Source organism: Pseudomonas fluorescens, from assembly GCF_041354075.1.
Taxonomy (GTDB): domain Bacteria; phylum Pseudomonadota; class Gammaproteobacteria; order Pseudomonadales; family Pseudomonadaceae; genus Aquipseudomonas; species Aquipseudomonas fluorescens_CE.
In genome coordinates this window covers 46,472-65,734 of record NZ_JARZGC010000012.1, presented here as the reverse complement: position 1 = coordinate 65,734, position 19,263 = coordinate 46,472, and the positions used below count along the sequence as shown (strand labels likewise).

Annotated in this window: 10 protein-coding genes; 1 reads left to right on the top strand and 9 read right to left on the bottom strand. The window is 54.9% G+C overall.

Translation table 11 applies throughout. From position 1 onward, the window contains the following. Positions 1–6: 6 nt before the first annotated feature. The 8 genes from QIW53_RS16925 to zorA1 all read right to left on the bottom strand — a co-directional run bounded on the left by QIW53_RS16925 (position 7) and on the right by zorA1 (position 15,354). Positions 7–1,980: a GmrSD restriction endonuclease domain-containing protein gene (locus QIW53_RS16925; RefSeq protein WP_371050740.1), complete on the bottom strand. Its 1,974-nt coding sequence runs from the start codon at positions 1,978–1,980 to the stop codon at positions 7–9. Continuing rightward, positions 1,973–3,367 (bottom strand): DUF262 domain-containing protein, encoded by a 1,395-nt coding sequence (locus QIW53_RS16920; RefSeq protein WP_371050739.1) that lies wholly within the window; start codon positions 3,365–3,367, stop codon positions 1,973–1,975. Before QIW53_RS16920 ends, QIW53_RS16925 begins: the two co-directional genes overlap by 8 nt. Before the next feature lie 11 nt (positions 3,368–3,378). Beyond that, positions 3,379–4,611, bottom strand: coding sequence for a restriction endonuclease subunit S (locus QIW53_RS16915; RefSeq protein ID WP_371050738.1), 1,233 nt, complete (start codon positions 4,609–4,611; stop codon positions 3,379–3,381). Further along, a complete protein-coding gene (locus QIW53_RS16910) occupies positions 4,602–7,085 on the bottom strand; it encodes a type I restriction-modification system subunit M (protein ID WP_371050737.1) in 2,484 nt (827 codons plus the stop codon). The genes QIW53_RS16915 and QIW53_RS16910 overlap by 10 nt, the downstream gene beginning before the upstream one ends. A gap of 446 nt (positions 7,086–7,531) precedes the next feature. Further along, on the bottom strand, positions 7,532–10,780 hold the full coding sequence (gene zorD / locus QIW53_RS16905) for a type I Zorya anti-phage system protein ZorD (protein ID WP_371050736.1): 3,249 nt from the start codon (positions 10,778–10,780) through the stop codon (positions 7,532–7,534). Beyond that, on the bottom strand, positions 10,780–12,408 hold the full coding sequence (zorC, locus tag QIW53_RS16900) for a type I Zorya anti-phage system protein ZorC (protein WP_371050735.1): 1,629 nt from the start codon (positions 12,406–12,408) through the stop codon (positions 10,780–10,782). The genes zorD and zorC overlap by 1 nt, the downstream gene beginning before the upstream one ends. Then, positions 12,405–13,148, bottom strand: a complete 744-nt coding sequence (zorB1, locus tag QIW53_RS16895) for a type I Zorya anti-phage system protein ZorB1 (protein ID WP_371050734.1) — start codon at positions 13,146–13,148, stop codon at positions 12,405–12,407. Before zorB1 ends, zorC begins: the two co-directional genes overlap by 4 nt. A gap of 13 nt (positions 13,149–13,161) precedes the next feature. Next, positions 13,162–15,354: a type I Zorya anti-phage system protein ZorA1 gene (zorA1, locus tag QIW53_RS16890; RefSeq protein ID WP_371050733.1), complete on the bottom strand. Its 2,193-nt coding sequence runs from the start codon at positions 15,352–15,354 to the stop codon at positions 13,162–13,164. A 777-nt stretch (positions 15,355–16,131) separates the two neighbouring features. Between zorA1 and QIW53_RS16885 the strand changes: the two genes are divergently transcribed. Then, entirely contained in the window at positions 16,132–16,467 is a 336-nt protein-coding gene (locus QIW53_RS16885; RefSeq protein WP_371050731.1) for a DUF3077 domain-containing protein, read from the top strand. Positions 16,468–16,673: 206 nt separating this feature from the next. Here QIW53_RS16885 and QIW53_RS16880 read toward each other — a convergent pair whose 3' ends face one another. Then, positions 16,674–19,193: a hypothetical protein gene (locus QIW53_RS16880; protein ID WP_371050730.1), complete on the bottom strand. Its 2,520-nt coding sequence runs from the start codon at positions 19,191–19,193 to the stop codon at positions 16,674–16,676. Positions 19,194–19,263: the final 70 nt, after the last annotated feature.

The window sequence follows — 19,263 nt, the reverse complement described above, 5'->3', positions numbered from 1 at the left end:
CAGGGTTTATTCGGTTTCGTGTTTACTGGCGAGGCTGTTGAGCAACACGTTACTCATTTGCTCGGCATGGACGCGAATGGCGCTGGCATCCCAAGGCTTGGTCTCCATCATCAAATACTGCTTGACGCTATCAATGGAGTTTTTCAGATAAAACTCGCTTTTCGCCGATGGCATGAAATTGCTCAGGCGGGAGTTCTTGCTATGGCTGATCAGGCATAGATTGCCGAACGAGTTGAGCGTGTCAGTGTCGAGCTGAACTTGTCCGTCCAATGGATGCTGCGGGTAATAATGCTCCACCGAACTACGGAAGGTGAATTCGTAGGGTTTGACCTTCTCGCTCGCTCCGTGCTCAAGCCAAAGCAGATAGTCCAGGAAGTTGAACACCAAGTTGTTTTCGATATTGCCGAATCTCAACCGGGGCTCAAACGTCTGTACTGCAATACTTTCGCGGCGTGTCTGACAGACACCTTGGTTCGTATAGATCATCGCAAAGTATTCCAAGCCTGCCGCTGGAGCCAGAAAGCGGTCGAAGACAAACGCTTTTGCTACCGACTCCATGTGCTGCAGATAGGCCTGAGCCTCAACTTGCCTGGCCTGGAAGAGGTAATGCAACGCCGCATTCAGCCAGTGCTTGTAAACCAGCGTTGGCGTAGAAACATGAAACGCCGACAGCAGCATCAGGATGCGACGGTTGATGCCATCGCTGCCTTCTTCCTCACCGAAGGTATTCACGTAACTACCGCGACCTGCTCCGCCAGCCTTGCCGCCGTCATTCCATTTAAAGCGCTTGAGGCTCCAGCCATCCGAGCCCTTGATAAACTCGCGCTTGATCACGTACTGGTCAAACAGATACTTGCAACGCAGCAGGCTGAAGGTAAAACGCTTAACGGCCGCAACAGGGTCGGGCTGCTTGAGTACATACCTTTCAAAGGTATCGAGCAGGCGCTTGTCATCCAGAGGAAGGTCCGCCTGCGTATCGACACGCAGTACATGCAGCAGGAAGTTTGGAAAGTTGATCACTGTGTTGAAGCGTTCTGGCGCGTCGTCACTTGACTCTTTCGCCTCTACGCTACTCGGTGCCTTGGCAATAATCTGATCAAGGGTTAACGCCTCGCTTTCTCTGGTTGCCACTTTTTGCATACGGTGCAGCGCTTCCCGAAGCGCATCAAAGTCTGCGAGCTCAAAAGTCCCCCAATTCTTATCGCCAAAGAGGTTGCTGCGCTGCTCGGGTGTAAAGCCCATTTGCACGTAGCGCTCCATGTTGGCGCACGCTTCCCAAACAGCATGCAGGCAATTCTGACTTTGCTCGCAACCCTGCAACGCTTTCATCATCCGCGCCTTGAGCACTTCGTGCTTTTCCAACTGCTCACCGCGGTTATTCATGATCTCGAAGTAATGGTTCAGGTCCGTATCCGCCGGTACTTTCACCCGCATGATTTGCACGTAGCGAAACAGGTAGTCAGCAAACTGCTGAGGCGAAACGTCGTTTTCTTTCAGCTTTTGCGGAAGGACTTTCTGGATCAGCCGATAGCCATTGAGGATGCCTGTGTTGATCTGCTTCTCAACCAACACCTCGGCAGGGTCATCGTTGAATTTCCCCTCGAAGATGGCCGCAAAAGTCGCGCGCGAATGCTCACGGCTATCGAAGTGGATACTCAGCGTCGAATACCAGTCGAGCTCGACAGCTCGGGTATTTTTCAAATACGAGGTCAACAACGACAGGGTCGTCAGGCGCTGCTGCCCGTCAATGGTTTCGAATACGGGTGTTTTGGTATCCCGGCGCTCATACACCACCAGGGTACCAATGTAGTAATTTTGCGCGGTACTACCTTCCTCAGGCAGGTAATCGATCACGTCCTGAATCAGCTGCGTGATTTCTCCCTCCTCCCAGGCGTAGTTTCGTTGGTACATCGGGATCATGTATTCAACTTTGCCGCTGAGCAGGGCCTTGATGGAAAGCTGGGTGATCTCCTCACTCATAATATTTCATCTCCCTGAACAGAGCCTCGATCTTCTCGGTCTTAGTTGAGTTGTTGCTGCTCAGCACGGGCAGGCTGCAGTTGATAAAGTCCGCAGGGCGAGTGGCTTCCTTGATCAGTCTGAACAGGTTGTTCCTGAGTACGTGGTTATCCATGCTCGCCAGCTGCACCACCTGCATCTGCAGGCGCAAGCTGTAGGCCCAGATGAAAATCTTCTCGATGGCCCGGGAAATATCCGCATGGCCAAACTTGTCGATGTAAAAAATCAGCAGGCTGTCGAACATCGCCCGCACGTAACAATCGCCGGTGCGGTTTCTTGCCGGGTAGGTATTGAGCGTGTCCATGATCGTCTGCGCGTAGCCATCGAGCCCTTCAGTACCCACCAACTCGTGTCCGCTCCAGGACTCGGCGCTGATCCGCGCCACCTTGCTCTGGTAGTGGCTGATCAGCTCAAAAAATCGCCGACCATTGATGATGATCTGATCCAGGTGGAAGGGAAAACCAAGCTCGCGCGAATCGATCCTGCGTTCGTATTGCCCGTTGTAGTGATCGACAAAATGGTGGGCGATACGCAGTTGTTCCACATAGGGGTAGCTGGCCACCGTGTCGATGTTCACGCCCTTGAACAAGTCGCTGTCATCCTTGCTGAAATAACGCGCCGAAACCCCTTTTGACCAATTGCGGATGCGGTACAGGTACTGCGAGAACAGCGTGGCCAATTCCTCGGTTTCACTGCTTTCCCAATGCGCGACCGTGGCCGCCTTCAATGGCTCGTCACGGGGGCTGAACTCACGCAGATGGTAAGCCTTGAGCAAATCATGGGGCTCCAGATCCCGGCCCCGTGCATTCTGCGAATCGAAAAACTGAAAGGCTTCCGACACATCGTTAAGCGCCACGGCAACGACCTGGCACTTGTTCAGGAAAAAGTCGATGTGCGCCTCGGTGAAGTCCGTGCGGGAAACGATGCGGGCCACCTCGAGGTAATTGCTGTGGATGTTTTTCTGTGAGATCTCGCTGGTAAAGCTGGGGTTCACCATCGCTTGCTCAAGCTTGAGCAGTCGGTTCCGCAAATCATCGCGTTTGAGCTTTTCTTCCTTGTTCCGCTGGATCAGCGCACGAGCCGCCAGCATCAGACTGATAGTGCGCTGCTGACCATCGACGATGTTCCTGGTCCCACCTTCCTGGTGAAACACGATGGTGCCTAAGCGGTAGGCGGACTTGTCCTTGTGGATGGCGATATCGGAGAACAGTTGGTTGATGTTCTTGCCGGTCCACTTGTAGGGGCGTTGGTACTGGGGAATATCCAGCGCAGAGTCAATGAGCAGTTCGTAAACGCTGATGATCTTGCTGGATAGCTCAGTAGCCTGCTGCGTTTGAATAGCTTCCATGCTCAGGTTGGTCATAGCAGTCGGGTTCTTCCAGTTAGCAGTTCTTGCATCATGCCTTGCTTGAGGGCGCGGGCTTTGGCTAGGCGCTGTTCCAGGGCAGCCAGTTCGGCGTCCATATCGGACAGCACGGCGGCGATGGCAGCTTGTTCGGGCAGGGGTGGAAGCGAGACCTCTGTGCCGGTAATCAGGCCTGTATTGAGGTTCATCTGCGAACCGGTTTGACCATGTTTAGACCAATCCGGCTCGATCCACTTCAGCGTGTAGTAAATAAACAGCTTGTCTGCTTGAAGATCGTCGAATACGACGAATCCGTCGTGAATACATACGTCAATCTTAGTGATGACAGGCCTACCAACAGTAGCGCAGATGCTCATGATAAGACTTCCCCGGGCGACTGGACGGCTGTGTTGAACGCCCAATGGTGAGAGTCTTTGTGTAGTTTCGCGAAGGTACATCCCCGACTTCGTCACATCTGAGATGCGTACCCATCCGACGGAGGAGTTCTGATCGAACCAGACTGGACTATCGATTGGACGCGGTGAGGCTCCACGCTGAATTCGAGCAACATCCCCCAGCCGCTTCACCATCCATTCTTCATAGAACCCAGGAAGACGGGTTTGGCCGGTGAGGAGCTGTTGCATGGTGGCCTGTTTGAGGTCGCGTTTCTTGGCGGTAAGCCGCTCCAGCGCACCCAGCAGCGCATCCACATCGCTCAACGCCGTCGCGATGAAGAGCTGTTCGGAAAGGGGCGGAATCAGAACTTTGATCTTTCTCAGATCAGCAAGTGTGATTTCACGAAACGTTGTTCCCTTCGCCTCTATCTCTGCCTGCCGTACAGTCGGCGGATTACGCAGCGCCCAAAGAAAATAATCGCTTAATACTTTCTTATTTGGAGATAGTCTTGCTGTCCCTTGTGTAAGATTTGCGCCTGCAACATCTGCACGAACTTGACGCACCTCACCTAGCTTTCCTCTAAGCGCGTAAACAAGATCTCCCTCTTGAACGGTTGAACGCCCAAACCTTGATGCAATTGAGGGGGATGTGCGAAGCATTCCGTCCACGTTAAGTTCCGGTTCATCCATATCAGAAACCCGTATGTATGGAATACCTGAATTTAGATGAGGACCACATTGAACGATGCCGTAAGAGATTGGCTCCTGGCATGCGTCTTGAAGGGTGGAAACCTGCCACTCGTCCGGAATTACACCTACTTCGGTCTGCTTGTAGCCTGGCTTTACTGCCATACCGCCCCCATTTTTTTCAAATGCTCTGCCACACGACTGGCAAGGGTTACCACTTCATCGGTGAGTTGTGGCAACGGGGTGGCGTAACGCTCACTCAGCTCGCGGATGCGTCCGGTCAGAGTCTGAGAGACTCGGTCGAGTTCGCCATGCACGGCAGCGGCCAAGGTAGCCAACCATTTATCATCCACCACCAGGCTTTTGATATCGTCCTCGCTTAGCAGCGGGTATTTCGCGTGGATCTTGTTCTCAAGGTCTTCCTCAGCCTTTTTGAGTTTGGCCTTAAGGCTGCTTTGCTGATCAATCAAGGCGTCGTATTCGGCCAATACCTTGAACTCATCCTCATAATTCGGATCCATGCCAATCTCGCGTTGACGTGTCTTGATCGCTTTGGCGGTCACCTTTTGCCTGTCACCCTCGCCTTCGACTACTTCGCTGAGCGAGCCATCCTCCCCGCTGTGCTCTTCAAGCATTTCGCTCATGCTTTGCTCAACGCTGGCAAGCCGGGCTTCAAGGTCTTCAATAGCGTTGCGCTCGGCCATGAAATAGCGGGCAATCAGAATCTCGACCGGAATCAGGTCCGACTTGAAGCGGCGCTTGCCTTGGCAGTAGTCATGCTTCTCAGCCCAACCCAGCTTGTTGTTCTTGTCCTTTACTTTGTGAATTTCACGTGCTTTAGCGGCGGCTTTCCAGCCGTCGGCACTGATCAGGTAGCAGTCGTCCTGCATGGTCTCGGTCCAGTAGTCCATGAGGTGCTGGTAGATGTCGTAATAGTCGAGCAAAGGCGCTTTGGCGAAGGCGCTGAGCAGGTCTTCAGACAATGTCGCGATCAACGTCTTGGGGTGGCTGCTGGCTTCATTGGCAGCGAAGCCATTCAGTTGTGGGGTACTTTTTTCCAGCCACTGGTTAAACAACTTATCAACGCCAGCCTTGAAGTCGTTGAACTGTGGATGAGCGAAGATGGCCGACTTCACCTCTCGACTGACCAGTTCAAAGTAGCCGGGGTTGCTGGCCGGCTTGAACAGCGCTGTGCGCAGGCCAGGCATGACCTTCCAGTAGCTATCGAACGCATCGATATCCCGCCCAGGAATGCCACCGCGCAAGTGACCGTCGATGTCCTGAATGTCCTCAGGCTCGGTACTGTCGATATAGCGCGGCAGGTTGAGATTGAAGTCGTTCTTCGGATCGCAGATCTCGTCGAAGGAGACCATACGTGCGTAACGCGGCACGTCTGCCATCCGGGTAAAGACATCGACGATCTTGTGTACGTCCTGATCGCGCAAGCTGTTCTTCGGGCCGTCCTTGATAAAGCCTTTGGCGGCATCAATCATGAAAATGCCTTTGCGAGCGCTGGCGTTTTCCTTGTCCAGGACCAGGATGCAAGCGGGTATGCCTGTGCCGAAAAACAGGTTCGCCGGCAGGCCGATAATGGCTTTCAGATAGCCGGAGCGCACCAGTTGCTCACGGATCACTGCCTCGGCATTGCCGCGAAATAGCACGCCGTGGGGCAGAATGCAGGCACCTTTACCGGTACTTTTCAGCGAACGGATGATGTGCAGCAAAAAGGCGTAGTCACCCTGCTTCGCCGGTGGTTCTCCCCAGGCGAAGCGCTGATAGGGGTCATTGGCGGGCGTCAGCCCGACGCTCCAGCTCTTGACCGAGAACGGCGGGTTCGCTACGACATAGTCATAGGTACGCAGCTGCTCGCCGTCCTTGAACTTGGGCGTGGACAGTGTGTTGCCCTGCAGAATGTTGGCAGTCGGGAAGTCGTGCAGGATCATGTTCATGCGGGCGAGACCAGCAGTGGTCACATCCATCTCCTGACCTTCCAGGGTGATGTGCTTGCCCGCCTGATCGGCCACTTTCAGCAACAGCGAGCCTGAGCCGCAAGTCGGGTCATAAACAGTCGTCGACCCTACGGCATTGGCCGGGTTGATACCGATGACCTTGGCGATGATGCGGCTCACTTCTGAAGGGGTATAGAACTGCCCCTTGCTCTTGCCACTCAAACTTGCAAAGTGACGCATCAGGTATTCGTAAGCATCTCCCAGGATGTCGTCGTTATCGGCGCGGTTCTTCGAAAAATCCAGCTCGGGCTTCTCGAAGATCGACACAAGGTTGGTCAGACGCTCCACCATCGCGTCGCCTTCGCCAAGCTTGTTGGGATCGTTGAAGTCGGGAAAGTCACTGCGCGCCAGCCGGGCGTTGGCATCGATCAATGGCTGGATGACCTGCGTGTTGATCTTGTCACCGATATCGGCCTTGCCCTTGAGCGCGACCATGTCCTTGAAGCTGGCACCCGACGGGATATTGACCGGTGGCGCAAAGTCGTCCGAATTGCCGTACTTGTCGGAGATGTACTTGATGAACAGCATGAAGAGGACATAGTCCTTGTACTGGCTGGCATCCATCCCACCGCGCAGCTCGTCGCACGAGGCCCAGAGGGAGGAGTAAAGATCGGATTTCTTGATAGCCATTGGCAATCCTGAATGGAGTAAAAAGTAAGTGCGCAGGCGTCCCCTGTTGCGCGCCTGGGAATCAGCCCAGAGCGCCAACGTTAGACAGGGGTCGACAGATATTCGGAGCGGAGCTTTACCTGCGGTTAATGGGTGAACCTTATCTATTTCGGTTACGTCGGGCCAGTATTTCGCCCTTATTTCTGGTCTTCATCCACTACCTCAGTCAATCACCCGAAAAGTCGCAGAAAGCGGCGGCAGACCTGAATGCCACGCACATTAAGTCGCTGCGCTTCCGGCGCCAATACTGGACGTGTGCACAGGTAAATAATCCGCTCATAAATTGATCGCAATATGATAGCAAGCAAGCAGCCTTCGCTGTTTTTTGCTCATAGGCAAAGCTGAGGATGAACTGACCTGTACTCATAATTGACATATCACCCAGCCCTGGTTTTCGGCAGGCGCATTCAGCGTGCTTTCAGCAATGCCTCAAAATCCGAAACCTGAATATCCGAAGCCCCGCTCAACATGTCCCGCGCCAACGCTCGTCGCTTACTCAGCAGCTCATCCAGCGTCGCCTCAAACGTCGGCATCGCGGCATCTCTAACCGTTGGGTAGTACACATACACATCCTTCTGCTGCCCAATCCGATAGGCCCGATCCGTCGCTTGATCTTCCTTGGCCGGGTTCCAGCAACGAGTGAAGTGAATGACATGGTTGGCCGCCTGCACGTTCACCCCAAAACCGACGGCGATGGTCGACAGGATGATAACTGCGAAACCCGGCAGCTCCTGAAATTGGTCGATCAACCTCTGCCGACTATTGGCGCTCTGACTGCTGGTACTGGTATCGCCGTTGATGACGGTCGCCCGAAACCCGAAATGCTCCTGGATCGCATGCTGCAACTCCCGTTGAATATCGCGCAACTCGGTAAAAACAATCACCTTGTCACCGTTGCCAGCTCTTTTGATCGACTCAAGTGTCTGCATCAACCACTGCAGCTTCGGCGAGTTGTCGCGAAGTCGCGTATCTGGCTGGACGCTATATGGGTGGGCACAAATGAGCTTGAGCTTGTGCAGCAACCCAAGCATCCCGGAGGTCTTTTGATCGAGCTGTTCCTCGATCTGCTGCTTCTGGCTGTACGCAGCTATTTCGGACAGGTACAGATTGCGCTGCAAGGTATGCATACCAAGTGAACGGCAGGCTGTGTCTTCGATTTTGGCCGGCAGGTCCTTGGCAATGTCTTGCTTGGTGCGGCGTAAAGTCTGCGGATCGATAAGCCCACGCAGGCGTTCCAGGGCAACAGTGTCACGCTCCAATGCGGCCTCGATTGGGCGCTGGTATTCGCGACCGAACTGATTCAACCCCCCCAGAAAACCTGGCTGAATGAAATCGAACAGGCACCAGAGGTCGATCAGGGTGTTCTCGACAGGCGTACCGGTACACGCCACTCGAAATCTCGCCGGAATGGCTTTAATCGCCTGCGTGACCAATGCCGCAGGGTTCTTCAGTTTCTGTGCTTCATCGCACACGACGATCGACCACTGCTGGCGCGCCAGGGAAAACTCCTGATCGCGAAGTGTCTCGTAAGTCGTCAGGACGATTCGGGCGCCGCCCACCCAACCTGGGCGCAGCAAATTCTTGATGCCTTTTGCTTTCAAGTCAGCAGGGATTTCTTCCTTCTTGAACTTCACTGCACTCAAGGCCGAGCCATACAGTTTTAGCACTGGCAGCGCGTCAGCGAAGAAGAACCGATGAAGCTCGCGCTCCCAGTTATCGAGCAACGAAACTGGTGCCACGATCAGTGTCGGTTTGTCGTCTGGGTACTTTTCCAGGTACCAGACCAGGAAGGTGAGCAACTGGATTGTTTTCCCCAGCCCCATGTCATCAGCGAGCAAGCAGCCTGACACGTCCGAGGGGGACAAACGGAACAAGTGCTGCAACCACGCGACGCCTTGAAGTTGGTGCTCACGCAAGACGACTTCAGGCTTAAGCAAAGTAGGCAACTCTGGCGTCGCGTCCAAAGCGGCGCGCAAGGCTGCCTGGCGAATCTGAACGTAGGTCGGTTCGTCGATGTTGTGGCCGATTTGCAGTACGGCGCGGCCAACCTTTTCCTGTGGCTGGACGAGGCTGGTCTCGACAGGAGCGATCTTTTTGGACCAGGCCGCAAACAGTTGCTCGGCGGCGGCAATCGAGAGCGGTGTTTCGGACTCTGGCAAACAGACTGTTTCATCTCCAGCAGCGCGAGCTACGTCCAGTCGCTGCTCAAACGCTTCAAATTGAGCTCGGTCAGAAGGATCCCAACGTCCGAGGATTTCTGCGTCAATGCCCAGCGCCGCCACATCCTTCGGCAGCCAGTTCTCGGTCGCTTCCTTGACCAAGAAAGGCGAAGTGATTTTTTCCGCTTCCCCGATGCCTGTCACACGGTCGCCGTAAAGCGACAGGTCCAGGACGGCGTCGAACTCGATATCCACCGCTTCGTTTTGCCAATGCTTAAGCAGGTCGCTGATACCCGCCAGCTGGCGCAAATCAAAATCGCTGAGTTCCAGCTCATAGCCCTGCCAGAAACCGGCAGGCATGCCAGCGGCCAACTTCAGCTGCAACTCATGCACGAACGGCGCAAGTTCATAAGCCGCTTTGAATTCAACCTCGATGGGGGGCTGCGGAGTTGGCGAGATGGGTTCGAGCGTCAGATTAACCTGCTCGATGCGCTGTCCCGCTTCATCCAGTTGGGGTTCCAGATGAAAGCGGTGGAAGAAAATCCCCGCCTCGGCGAGCTCGCCTTCATAGGTCTCGGCATCCAGCACTCGCGCGGCACTGTCGCCGAGTGCGCTGTATGGGTTGCGGACGAAAGAAAGGGCATCGTCGCCAGCGACCCGGCGCCCGGGCAACGAGCGCACATAGTCCAATACCGATTTGACTTCAGGCTCAATCAGGACGTGGGTCAGCGATCCATCAGCACCGGTCACCCGGTATCGATCCTGTACCTGATTGGCACCGTCGAAACTCTCAAGCCAGTTTGCCGGCTGGCCTTCGAAGCTGGGTTGCAGTTCGATAACCGGTGTGTCACCTACCGTCGATTTTCGCGGGTTGAGTCGAAGGCTTTCGGGTTTGATTACGACAGTCTTATCCAAGAAACCATCCATACCGGCACCCGCCTTGCGCGCCAGTTTTCTGATGCTGGCCCAGCCGATTTGGTTGGTTACTTCACCTGGCTCATTTTGTTGAGCCAGATAAAGCTGTCGTACCGCACCGGTCAGTTTCCAGGACGACTCAGGCAGAATCTCCGTTTTTCCGTGGTACTGAAGGATGGCGCCCGTACGCTGCACCTGCACATTGGCGTTGGATTGCGGATCACGCCATCCACTGACGGAGACTTTGAAATCGTCGGAAGCAAGACTGCCTTGGCTGCTCAGTTGAGGAATCAGTGCAGTCTTTGGTGGCAAGCCCAATAGTGGCAGGCTTGTTAGATGCTCTGGTTCATCAAGCAGCCGATAGAGCTCATCCCACGTCAGCAACCAGCGATCGCTGAGTTGGGAGACGAACTCCTCTTCTTCCAATTGATCCAGATAACTTGCCAGCGGCCAGGACTTGGTAGCCTCTGCCAGGCTCAGGGGGTAGCAAATGCCCTGCTCTTCTATGGAAAAAACAGACTCGGTATTTTCCGCTGCCACATTCGTCTGACGGCCGATACCTTTGAGCAAATGCTTGAACATTAATGGCTCCAGAACCTGAGCGGCTGCTGATTGACGGGTTTGAAGCCCAGGCGTTGAAGTGCTGCGACGGCAGCCAGGTCGTTGTTATCAAGCTGGACCTGAAACGCACCGCCGCGCGCGCGCTGGTCATAGACTTTGTGTTTGACCGACCTCAGAGCGTCACGGACCTGGTCTTCAAAAGCGATCGGTTTGGTTGCTCCTGACGCTGCGACCTGACTCTGCACACGGATGCCCAGTTTGCCGAGCTTGTCGTCGAACTTGCTCAGCCAACCCTCGATGCGGTCCGGGCGGCCAGGCGCAGGTGAATGAGTCATCCACTCTATCGTTCGATGGCGTTGCTTGAGTTCTTTGGTGAGTTCAAGCTGGGACTTGTCCGGGTTAAACGGCGAATCGTCCGCCTTATACACAAAGCAGGCATTCCCCGTTCCCGAAAACTCCACGAAAAAGTAGTCCCCAATCTGCATGACTACGGCATTGTTATGCCCTGGACCGCCGACCAGCTTGCTCAAGCGCCCTTTGTTCTTCTCACGAAAATGGACAAAGTCTTGCCCGCGGTCATGCCAGGCATCTGCGCCCATGACGATCCGGGTATAGCTCATCTGGTTGGCAAATCTTAGCCAGTAATACAGTCGAGATTGATCAACCTCGGAGTCTCCCTTCAACAGATTGAAGAAGTGCTCCAGATCCTCCTTCGCGAACCACGCCACGACCATCGCACAGACGTCCTTTTCAACGTACTGCAGCCAGCTGTTTTGCCTGGAACGAATTTGGGGGCTGCCCCAATTGTCGAGTGCAACCTGCTTGAGCAGCGACGACGGTCTTTCTCGATAAGCTGCCAAGTGATAACGCGACAGACACGCACTCAGAATGTCGTTCATGTAGCGCGGGTGCTGTCGACCGATGTCGACGAGGTCGGCTAGGCGCTGAGAAAATTCGGCGTCATTCAAAATGAAAATACGAGAGATCAGTACACTAAAGATCCTGCGCCACAGCCAACTGTTGTCGGGGATCTGCGCAATCGTCTGCAGTGCCGAAAGATCGTAGATCTCCCCCTTGAACATCTGGTCACCCAGCCTTGCACCCGCCTGCTCGGAAAACAGCTCCTGATGCTGCTGGACGATTTGCACCCATTCCTTTTCGCGCTTTTGCTGGCCCCTGACGCATTCGAAGCCAAGCTGAACGTCGTCGCGCAACAAGCACCAATTGGCGTTCTTATCAGGCGTGACGGCCTCGTACCCGAAGTAGCTGAAGCACAGCGCCAGCCAATCCCGGCGGCTCAGTCTTTGTTTTTCAATACGGTGATGGATTTCTTTGTGCACTCGGGCATACAGCTGGTCATCGTCCAGTATCGGCCCGACTCGCTCACTCTTGTCCGAGAGGCCGGCGAAGACCAAGCGCCACTCTGAGGCGTTGAGCGGCAGTACATTGCGGAATTTGCTTATCGCCGCACGGCGCTTTTCCTGGGGTGGCGGCAAGGCCTTTTCAGCGCGCTCGAATCGCTCGTAAAGATCTATTCCTGCAGCACCCAGACGGGGGAATCGCGCCAACGGTTCTGGCGCAGGACCCGCTCGATGCGTGGATAGACTCAGGTTAATGGAGGCGGAAAGCCTCGCGATCGGGCTAGTCATCGGTTCATCGCCAACTGACACTTTTCCATATCGGTGTTATTGAACACCGGCACATCTGGCTTGAGGTTTTCTTCCTTTTCCTTCAAGCCAAAGAACTGCATGCGCAACTCCACTCGCCGGCTTTCTTCCTTGGTGTCCTTTGCATTGTTGAAGGACACGCCACCTGCCAGGAACATCGACCTGATTTGCTGTTGGTGCTCCGGCGACAATCCGACCTGGAGCGGGCTGCGACTATCGAGCAGGCTGCACATCACCCACTCTGAACGCTGCAATGAAAGGTGCAGGTTATAAAGATAGGAACCGTCGGTGTCTGTCGATCCCTCGATCACCACCTGTTTGAACCATTTACGACCTACCTCACTGTTGGCCGCCTCCAGAATCATTGGCACAACCTCTTGAAGTGCCGACTGACCATCGTTGCTCAGCGCGTACTGGTTATGCCCAAAGCGGCCAGCGTCGCCAAAGCTAATCCGGTTGTCTTTGCAATCCACCAAGATGGTCTTACTGGCAGTCTTCGCCTTAAGACTCAAGTGCTCGCAGATCTGACTGATGTCCTTGTTACGCTGTTTCTCCCCCTGCTCCGCCTGGTTAATACGCTGCGTTACAGAACTCAAGGCCGCCACCATGACCACGAGAAACAAAATCATCATGGCGGTCATCAAATCAGCGAAGGAGATCCAGAAAGGCTTTTCTCCCTCGTCCTTTGAACGGGCAGCCGAAGGCATTTGCTTACCGAACATCGACTAGCCTCCGTTACTGTCTGATTCGTTCCATGATGTCGCCGAAGTCTTCGAGACTTTCCTTGACCCCTTCTACACCGCCAGCGAGGCTTTTGACTGCCTTATCGAGCTCGGCATCCAGGCTACCCAGGGTTTGTCTCAAAACCCGATCCATGCCATCACCGAACTCTTTGAAGCCGTTACCAAGCACACCACTGATGTTTTCCAGGTATTCATAAACTTCTCGGTTAAGCGCCTGCATCCGCTCGCTTTGAACCTTCAGGTCCTGGAGATACTGGCTGCGACCGCTGGCCTCCCCTTGTGCACTTGCGACAACCCCTTCGATGACCGCAAGCGTTTTCGCCAGCGCTTCACGATTGTTTCGATAGTCCGCGACTACGGTGTTGAGCTCACGTGATGCCTGTGCAAGCTCAGTACCTGCGCCCTGGACTGTCCCTATCAGCCCCGCAGTCGACTCACTGGCTCGCGCAACGCTTTGTCCGGCCGTTTCAAACCGCTCAGCAGCCGCCCGCATCTTGTCTGCGCCTAGCTGCATGCTCTGCAAATGCTGCTCTGTTTGGGCACTCAACGCCTTAACGGTGTCCTGTGCAGACTTCTGTTGTTCAGAAACCGTTTGCAGCAACGCCTTGACCTGCTCGTCAAGTCCGCCCACCAGGTCGCGGGTGCCTTGATGCAGGTCAGCCTGTGCAGCGCGAGTGGATTGGTCCATCTGCTGCTGCCCATTCTCCAATTGTTTGAAGACTGCCGAGAGCTGCTCACCCAGCACCTCAACGGAACCCGCAATCTTCGCCATGGTTTCCTGCTGACCCTGGCCGATGTTTTGCTTGATCGACTCAACAAAAGCCTGGAGATTCTCAGCCATTGCCTGTTGGCGAGCCTCGCTTTGAGCAAACAACTTCTCCAACTGCTCGGCCATTCGAGCGCCTGCCCCCTCCCCTTCGTTGCCGATACGGGCTACCGAAGCCTGAAGATTGGTGAGCATCTCGTTCATCCCCGCTTGCATGGCGCTCTGTCCGGCCTGCATATCGGACAGTAACTGGGCGATCATGGTCGAGCTGTTTTGCGTCGAGGACTCGCTAGCCGAACGCAGATCCTGGATAAGCGTAGAAAAACCCTGCTGCATCGACTGCATGGCGGCAACGGACTGGCCCATCAGTTCATGCAGACCATTGAACTGTTGGCCGAACGTACCTTCCAGCTTATTCATGAAGGCAACCAAGACATCCTGAAGAAGGTTCTGTACTTGCCCTGACTGATCGCCACTGGCGGCCTGAACTGCACCCGCGATTGCTTCAAGCGGGGATTTGAGACTGTTCTCTATGGCACCGCTCACCTGATCGGCCAATAACTGTCCAGAGTCGCGGTAAGTGGTCGACAAGGTATCCGCTAATTTGAGGCTTTCGCGGACTTGGGTATCAACGAGGTTCTGCAGCATTTCACGCAGATCAGTCACCAAGCTGTCTTTGAGCTGACGGGTTTGCACGGAGCTTTCAGCGCTCGAGCGCACAAGCTCCGCCAGATATTCCTCACCGACACCGCTGTCGAAAAGCCCATCGATGGTTTCATTGAACGTTTCAAGGAGCCTGTAGCATTGGCCCAGTCGCCACTTTTCAGTGATCGTGACAGCAATAGAAGCCATGATTGAAACAAAGGAGCCGATGAACGCAAACAACACGTCCTTGAGCAGCTTATCAACGCTGGCATTAACCTGTTCCGGGGTACTTGGATCAAAATGCTGGAGACCAAGCATCAGACCAAAGAAGGTGCCGACAATACCGATACCCGTCAAAATCCCAGGCAGGTGTTTATAGAATTCGGTCCCCAGCGGCGTATCAACCACGCTTTGTGGTGAGAAAAAATGCGCTGCACCGGCGGTGGCACGCGACCGGACCAGAACCTGCTCACCCTCCTGAAACTCAAACTGGTCATGGAGCGTTTCAGCGTACTCGCGCCATGAGTGCTCAAGTTTGCCTCCATTGAACAGTTGCTCCAACTCAGACCGCCGTTGAGACGGGGCGAGCGCTTTCACACCGCGCACGTGTAGAGTCAGTTTTTTCAGGTGACTGCCAAGTTTGAAGGACCTGTAAAAGTAACGAACCAAGTACCAAGCGCATAAAACGAAAACAAATCCAACTACCGTTATTGGAGCGATCAGCTGCTCGTAGCTTGCTGCAATCCAAAGATGCAACAGCGTCGAAAAATCCATAGTTTCCGCCTTCACCTTAGCAATTTTTAATGTTCGGACGCTTGCAACACCCACAGTGATGCACCAATCGCCACCGCTGCTGTCGATTGAGGAGCACCTTGCTCGGCACGCGTTCTTCAGGGCACTACAATTCGGAAAGGAAGAGCAGTAGTTCTACTGCAGCTGAAAAGAAACCTTCCGTGGACAAATCTGAGAGTCATGTCCTTATGCCAGCACATTAGCCTGAGCCTTGCCCGTCGTAAAGCTGGACACGATCAATGGGTCCTGACGACAGAACCGATACAGCAATTAAGAAGCTTGTCCAGCTCCGGCGCGGGTAAAACTTGTTAATCAAAAAACAGCTAAACCATTTCTCCTTACTGACGACTCTGATTGCTGGAAAGAATCGAACATCTCCAAAGAGCCTTCCTTGACCCGTCTAGCCTGCGCTTAAACGCCAGCGTTTAAGCGCACCCACGGATTACGTCCACAAAGCTACAAAACCTTGTGCCATTCCCTACGTCTACGCCAGAATCCGCCGGCTTGTGCGCAGTTCACCCGAGCCCTAAAGTTTCCCGGTCGCTGAAAAACAGTGATCGGGTTTGGTAGCCCGGCTGACTTGCGTGCATAGCATCACCTGATCCAAGCCTTGGCTTGAGTCTTCAGAGGTGGTCATGCGTGGGGCGCTTTCGGGCGCGCCGGTTTCCAAGTCTCCGGTCTACCAACCCGCGTGTGGCCGCCACCCCTCGTTTGGTAGCGAGTGTGAGGGCTCCTTTTTTCTGACTTGGAGCTTCATCTATGCACAAGCAAGCACCCATTTCTCCGGAAACCGATCCATCCGCCCCCTCCGAAAACACCGATGCCCCCCTCACCACCATCGGCCTCACCCCTTTCCACTACTGCAACAACGAACCGCTCTTCCGTGTTAACCGTGGCGTACCCGTGGCGGATGCCCTGGAGCAAGTTTCAGATTTACTCTTCCTGGCCAGATTGTTGACCGTTGATGCCGCCTACTCCAAGGACAGCGACCGTCACGCTTGGGCGGCACATCATTTGATGTCGATGAGCAAGGCGGTGATCGATGATGTGCAGAAGGTGTTGAGTCGTTGGCCGCCGATGAAGACTGGCGGTTAGCAGTCGCTTGCGAAGCCCTGGAGGTTTCAGGGCTTCTTGAAAACGATTGAAGAACGGTATCGCTGCAAAGGCTTGATAATGTTGCGATGAATCCATGTTCGAGACTGTCAGAAACTTTGTGTTCGCCCCCCTTCAACAACAAAACACGTTCAACCGCGTCTTTTGTTATGCCCTCACAGGAAACCCGAAGTACTCAGCGCCACCGACTAGCGCCGCACCGTCCCCCTCATCCGCTGATGCTCTTCACAGCGACACCCCGTACTTCCCACCAGGATACTGTTGTAGGTCCTCTCCCCCACCTCTTGCTGCGTATAAATGCACCGGAACCTGTATGTCACATCCTGCTGTGCGCTTCGCCATTGGTTATCCAATAGTTCCAGCCCCAGTTTCAGCGCTCGCTCCTGTAACGAAGCCAGGTATTGTCCATTCCTGGACTGCATCGTCTGTTTACGTTGCGCTATCACCTCGGGCAGGCTTCTCGCACATTTCGGGCAGCATTTCCATTTGGCGTCCTTGCGTACACTGTACTGGGCCTTGAACGCGTGATTGCATGCATTGCAGGTCCAGGAATAGTCATGCCACTTGCCGTGCCAGGCCGTTTCTTTGACCGTAAGGTTGTGTTCGGCGGCCAGAGCCTTGAGCTGCTTCAGTCCCTTGGCATTGACCAATGGGATGTGTAATTGCAGCGGCAAGGGATCCGGCAGGCTGCACGCGTGCTCCAGTTCGGCCTTTTGCAGGCCGCCGAGGATTTTTTGCCTGACATCGTTGGCGTCAAAGGGGTAGGTGAATTCATTGACGATGACCAGTTTGATCTTTAGCGCTGAGCACATGTCCACTTTCTGCGCATCCCTTTGCAACTGCTGCTGGTAGCTCTCCTCTGTGCGGTGTCGCAATCTCTGCGAATGCCATGCGCCCTGGTATTCGAAGGCAATTTGCTGACTGGCGTTGTAGCCATCCAGTTCAAGGCTGGCATGGGGGGAAATCAGATCGGAATGATCCTTCTGCCTGAACCTGCGTTTGAGCAGTACGATGCCCAGGCCTTCTTCCAGAACGCTGCGGGTGATCGCCTCACCGACGTAAGGAGAGCAATGGGGACAGCCTCTGCCGCTGAAAATTTTTTGTGCTATCACGTCGAGCTCATGCCCTTCGTTGCAACGCACCAGCACGGCCTCGCGCTGGTTCTGATATGCCTCCGCCTGGGTGAGAAGGGTAAATCCGTGGGTTGCCAATCTAGCTTTGACCTGATCATAAGGCGTGCGATAACGCAGTCTCGAAGCATCGCCCTTGCAGCGCTGACATCCAGCAGGGGAACGGTTACCCGTTTGCACATGCGCCGCAGCGGAAGGGGTAAACGTGTACTCATGCACGGGGCAATAGACCGTGATCTTACTGATGCGCGTCACCAGCTCGTCCTTGAGCTTTGGGTACTCGTACTTGCCGGCATGGGCCGCATGGGCCTGTAGCTTGAAGGACTCGACCAATGACACTTTCCTGGCCTGGCGCCGCTGCGCCGTTGTCACAGCCCGGGACTCGAGCCGACACTGGCTGCAAAACGGCGTATCGCGCAGGTGCGCCTCAGCGCTCTGGATGCCGCTGATGTCGTGCTTAATGCAGCGGACGCTGATCCGGTCCTTGGCATGTGCACGACTGAAACGCGTCGAGGCGTAGTCGAATCGATCAGTAAAACGTTCGCGAGCGGCCGCGATGAAGGTGCGCTGGTAATCGCAGACCGGGCATCCCGCGCCATCCAGGTGTTCCTGGGGCCGAATCTTGAACGCTCGGTGCTCCGCGCAGGTGATCTGGCATTGGCGGGAAAATGAGACGAAGTGGTTTTCTCGATAGTGGTAGCGTGAACCATGGATTTTAAACGCGGCCATGGCGAATGTCAGGAACTCGGGGTTCGGGCTGTCGGCCAGGTAATCCAGGTCTGAAGGCAAGGCATCACGCAGCGCCTGAAGCCGCGGTTGGTTCTTCTCCTCCCGCACGCAATGCCGGCACCCGGTACCGTTGAGCAAGGTGCCAGCATTCAGGCTCCAGTTATGGTTGTGCCGGCTGCAAGACGCTTGGACAGGGGTCTGGAAGCCGGACCAGACCTCGGGCAACTGGGCGGAAAGCGTCGCACCGAACTTTTCCTGAATCCTGGATCGCCAGGTTGGTTCGGTGATTTTCAGTTTGTCGACCACACAGCGCCGGCACTCGCTTCCCTTGGCATGTCGCTCGGCACGCTGGCGAAAAACCCCATGGCTTGGGCACGTGATGCTCACATTCTCGCCAAAGCCTGCGTAGCTCGCGCGATCGTATTGGTAGTGGCTTCCATGAGTGGCCCGGGCCCGGGTCATAAATTCGTCGAAATCGACGCTCCTTTGCGCGTAGTTCAGTGCATTGCCCTGTTTGATATTGTCCCGCTTGCAGCCGGGGCAGCCGCTCCCGCTCAAGTGCGCGTCGGGAGTCTGCTCAAACCTGACCTTGTGCTTGCGGCAATGGATCACGACGTAGGTCTTGGCGTTGACGTAGACAACGTCTTTGTAGTCGTAAAGGTCGCCGTGCCTGACCTGCGCCTCGGCGATAAAGGTCTCGCGACTCTTGCCATGGCGAGACCGGACAGCGTTCGACTTGCATCGCCTGCAACCCCCTTTCTTGCTCAAATGCTTATCGGGCGTTATTAGTAGTTTTTCGGCAGGCTCATGGTTGAGGCAGTAGAGGATCACCGGCGTACGGGCACTCACCCATATTGCATCCTTGTAACTAAACTGCTGGCCAAACTTCGCCGTGGATTTTGCGACGAAGGACTCTGTG

Bases quoted from the DNA above. Each gene is read 5' to 3' on its own strand.
- QIW53_RS16925 (WP_371050740.1), bottom strand. From the start codon at position 1,980: ATGAGTGAGGAGATCACCCAGCTTTCCATCAAGGCCCTGCTCAGCGGC.
- QIW53_RS16920 (WP_371050739.1), bottom strand. From the start codon at position 3,367: ATGGAAGCTATTCAAACGCAGCAGGCTACTGAGCTATCCAGCAAGATC.
- QIW53_RS16915 (WP_371050738.1), bottom strand. From the start codon at position 4,611: ATGGCAGTAAAGCCAGGCTACAAGCAGACCGAAGTAGGTGTAATTCCG.
- QIW53_RS16910 (WP_371050737.1), bottom strand. From the start codon at position 7,085: ATGGCTATCAAGAAATCCGATCTTTACTCCTCCCTCTGGGCCTCGTGC.
- zorD (WP_371050736.1), bottom strand. From the start codon at position 10,780: ATGTTCAAGCATTTGCTCAAAGGTATCGGCCGTCAGACGAATGTGGCA.
- zorC (WP_371050735.1), bottom strand. From the start codon at position 12,408: ATGACTAGCCCGATCGCGAGGCTTTCCGCCTCCATTAACCTGAGTCTA.
- zorB1 (WP_371050734.1), bottom strand. From the start codon at position 13,148: ATGTTCGGTAAGCAAATGCCTTCGGCTGCCCGTTCAAAGGACGAGGGA.
- zorA1 (WP_371050733.1), bottom strand. From the start codon at position 15,354: ATGGATTTTTCGACGCTGTTGCATCTTTGGATTGCAGCAAGCTACGAG.
- QIW53_RS16885 (WP_371050731.1), top strand. From the start codon at position 16,132: ATGCACAAGCAAGCACCCATTTCTCCGGAAACCGATCCATCCGCCCCC.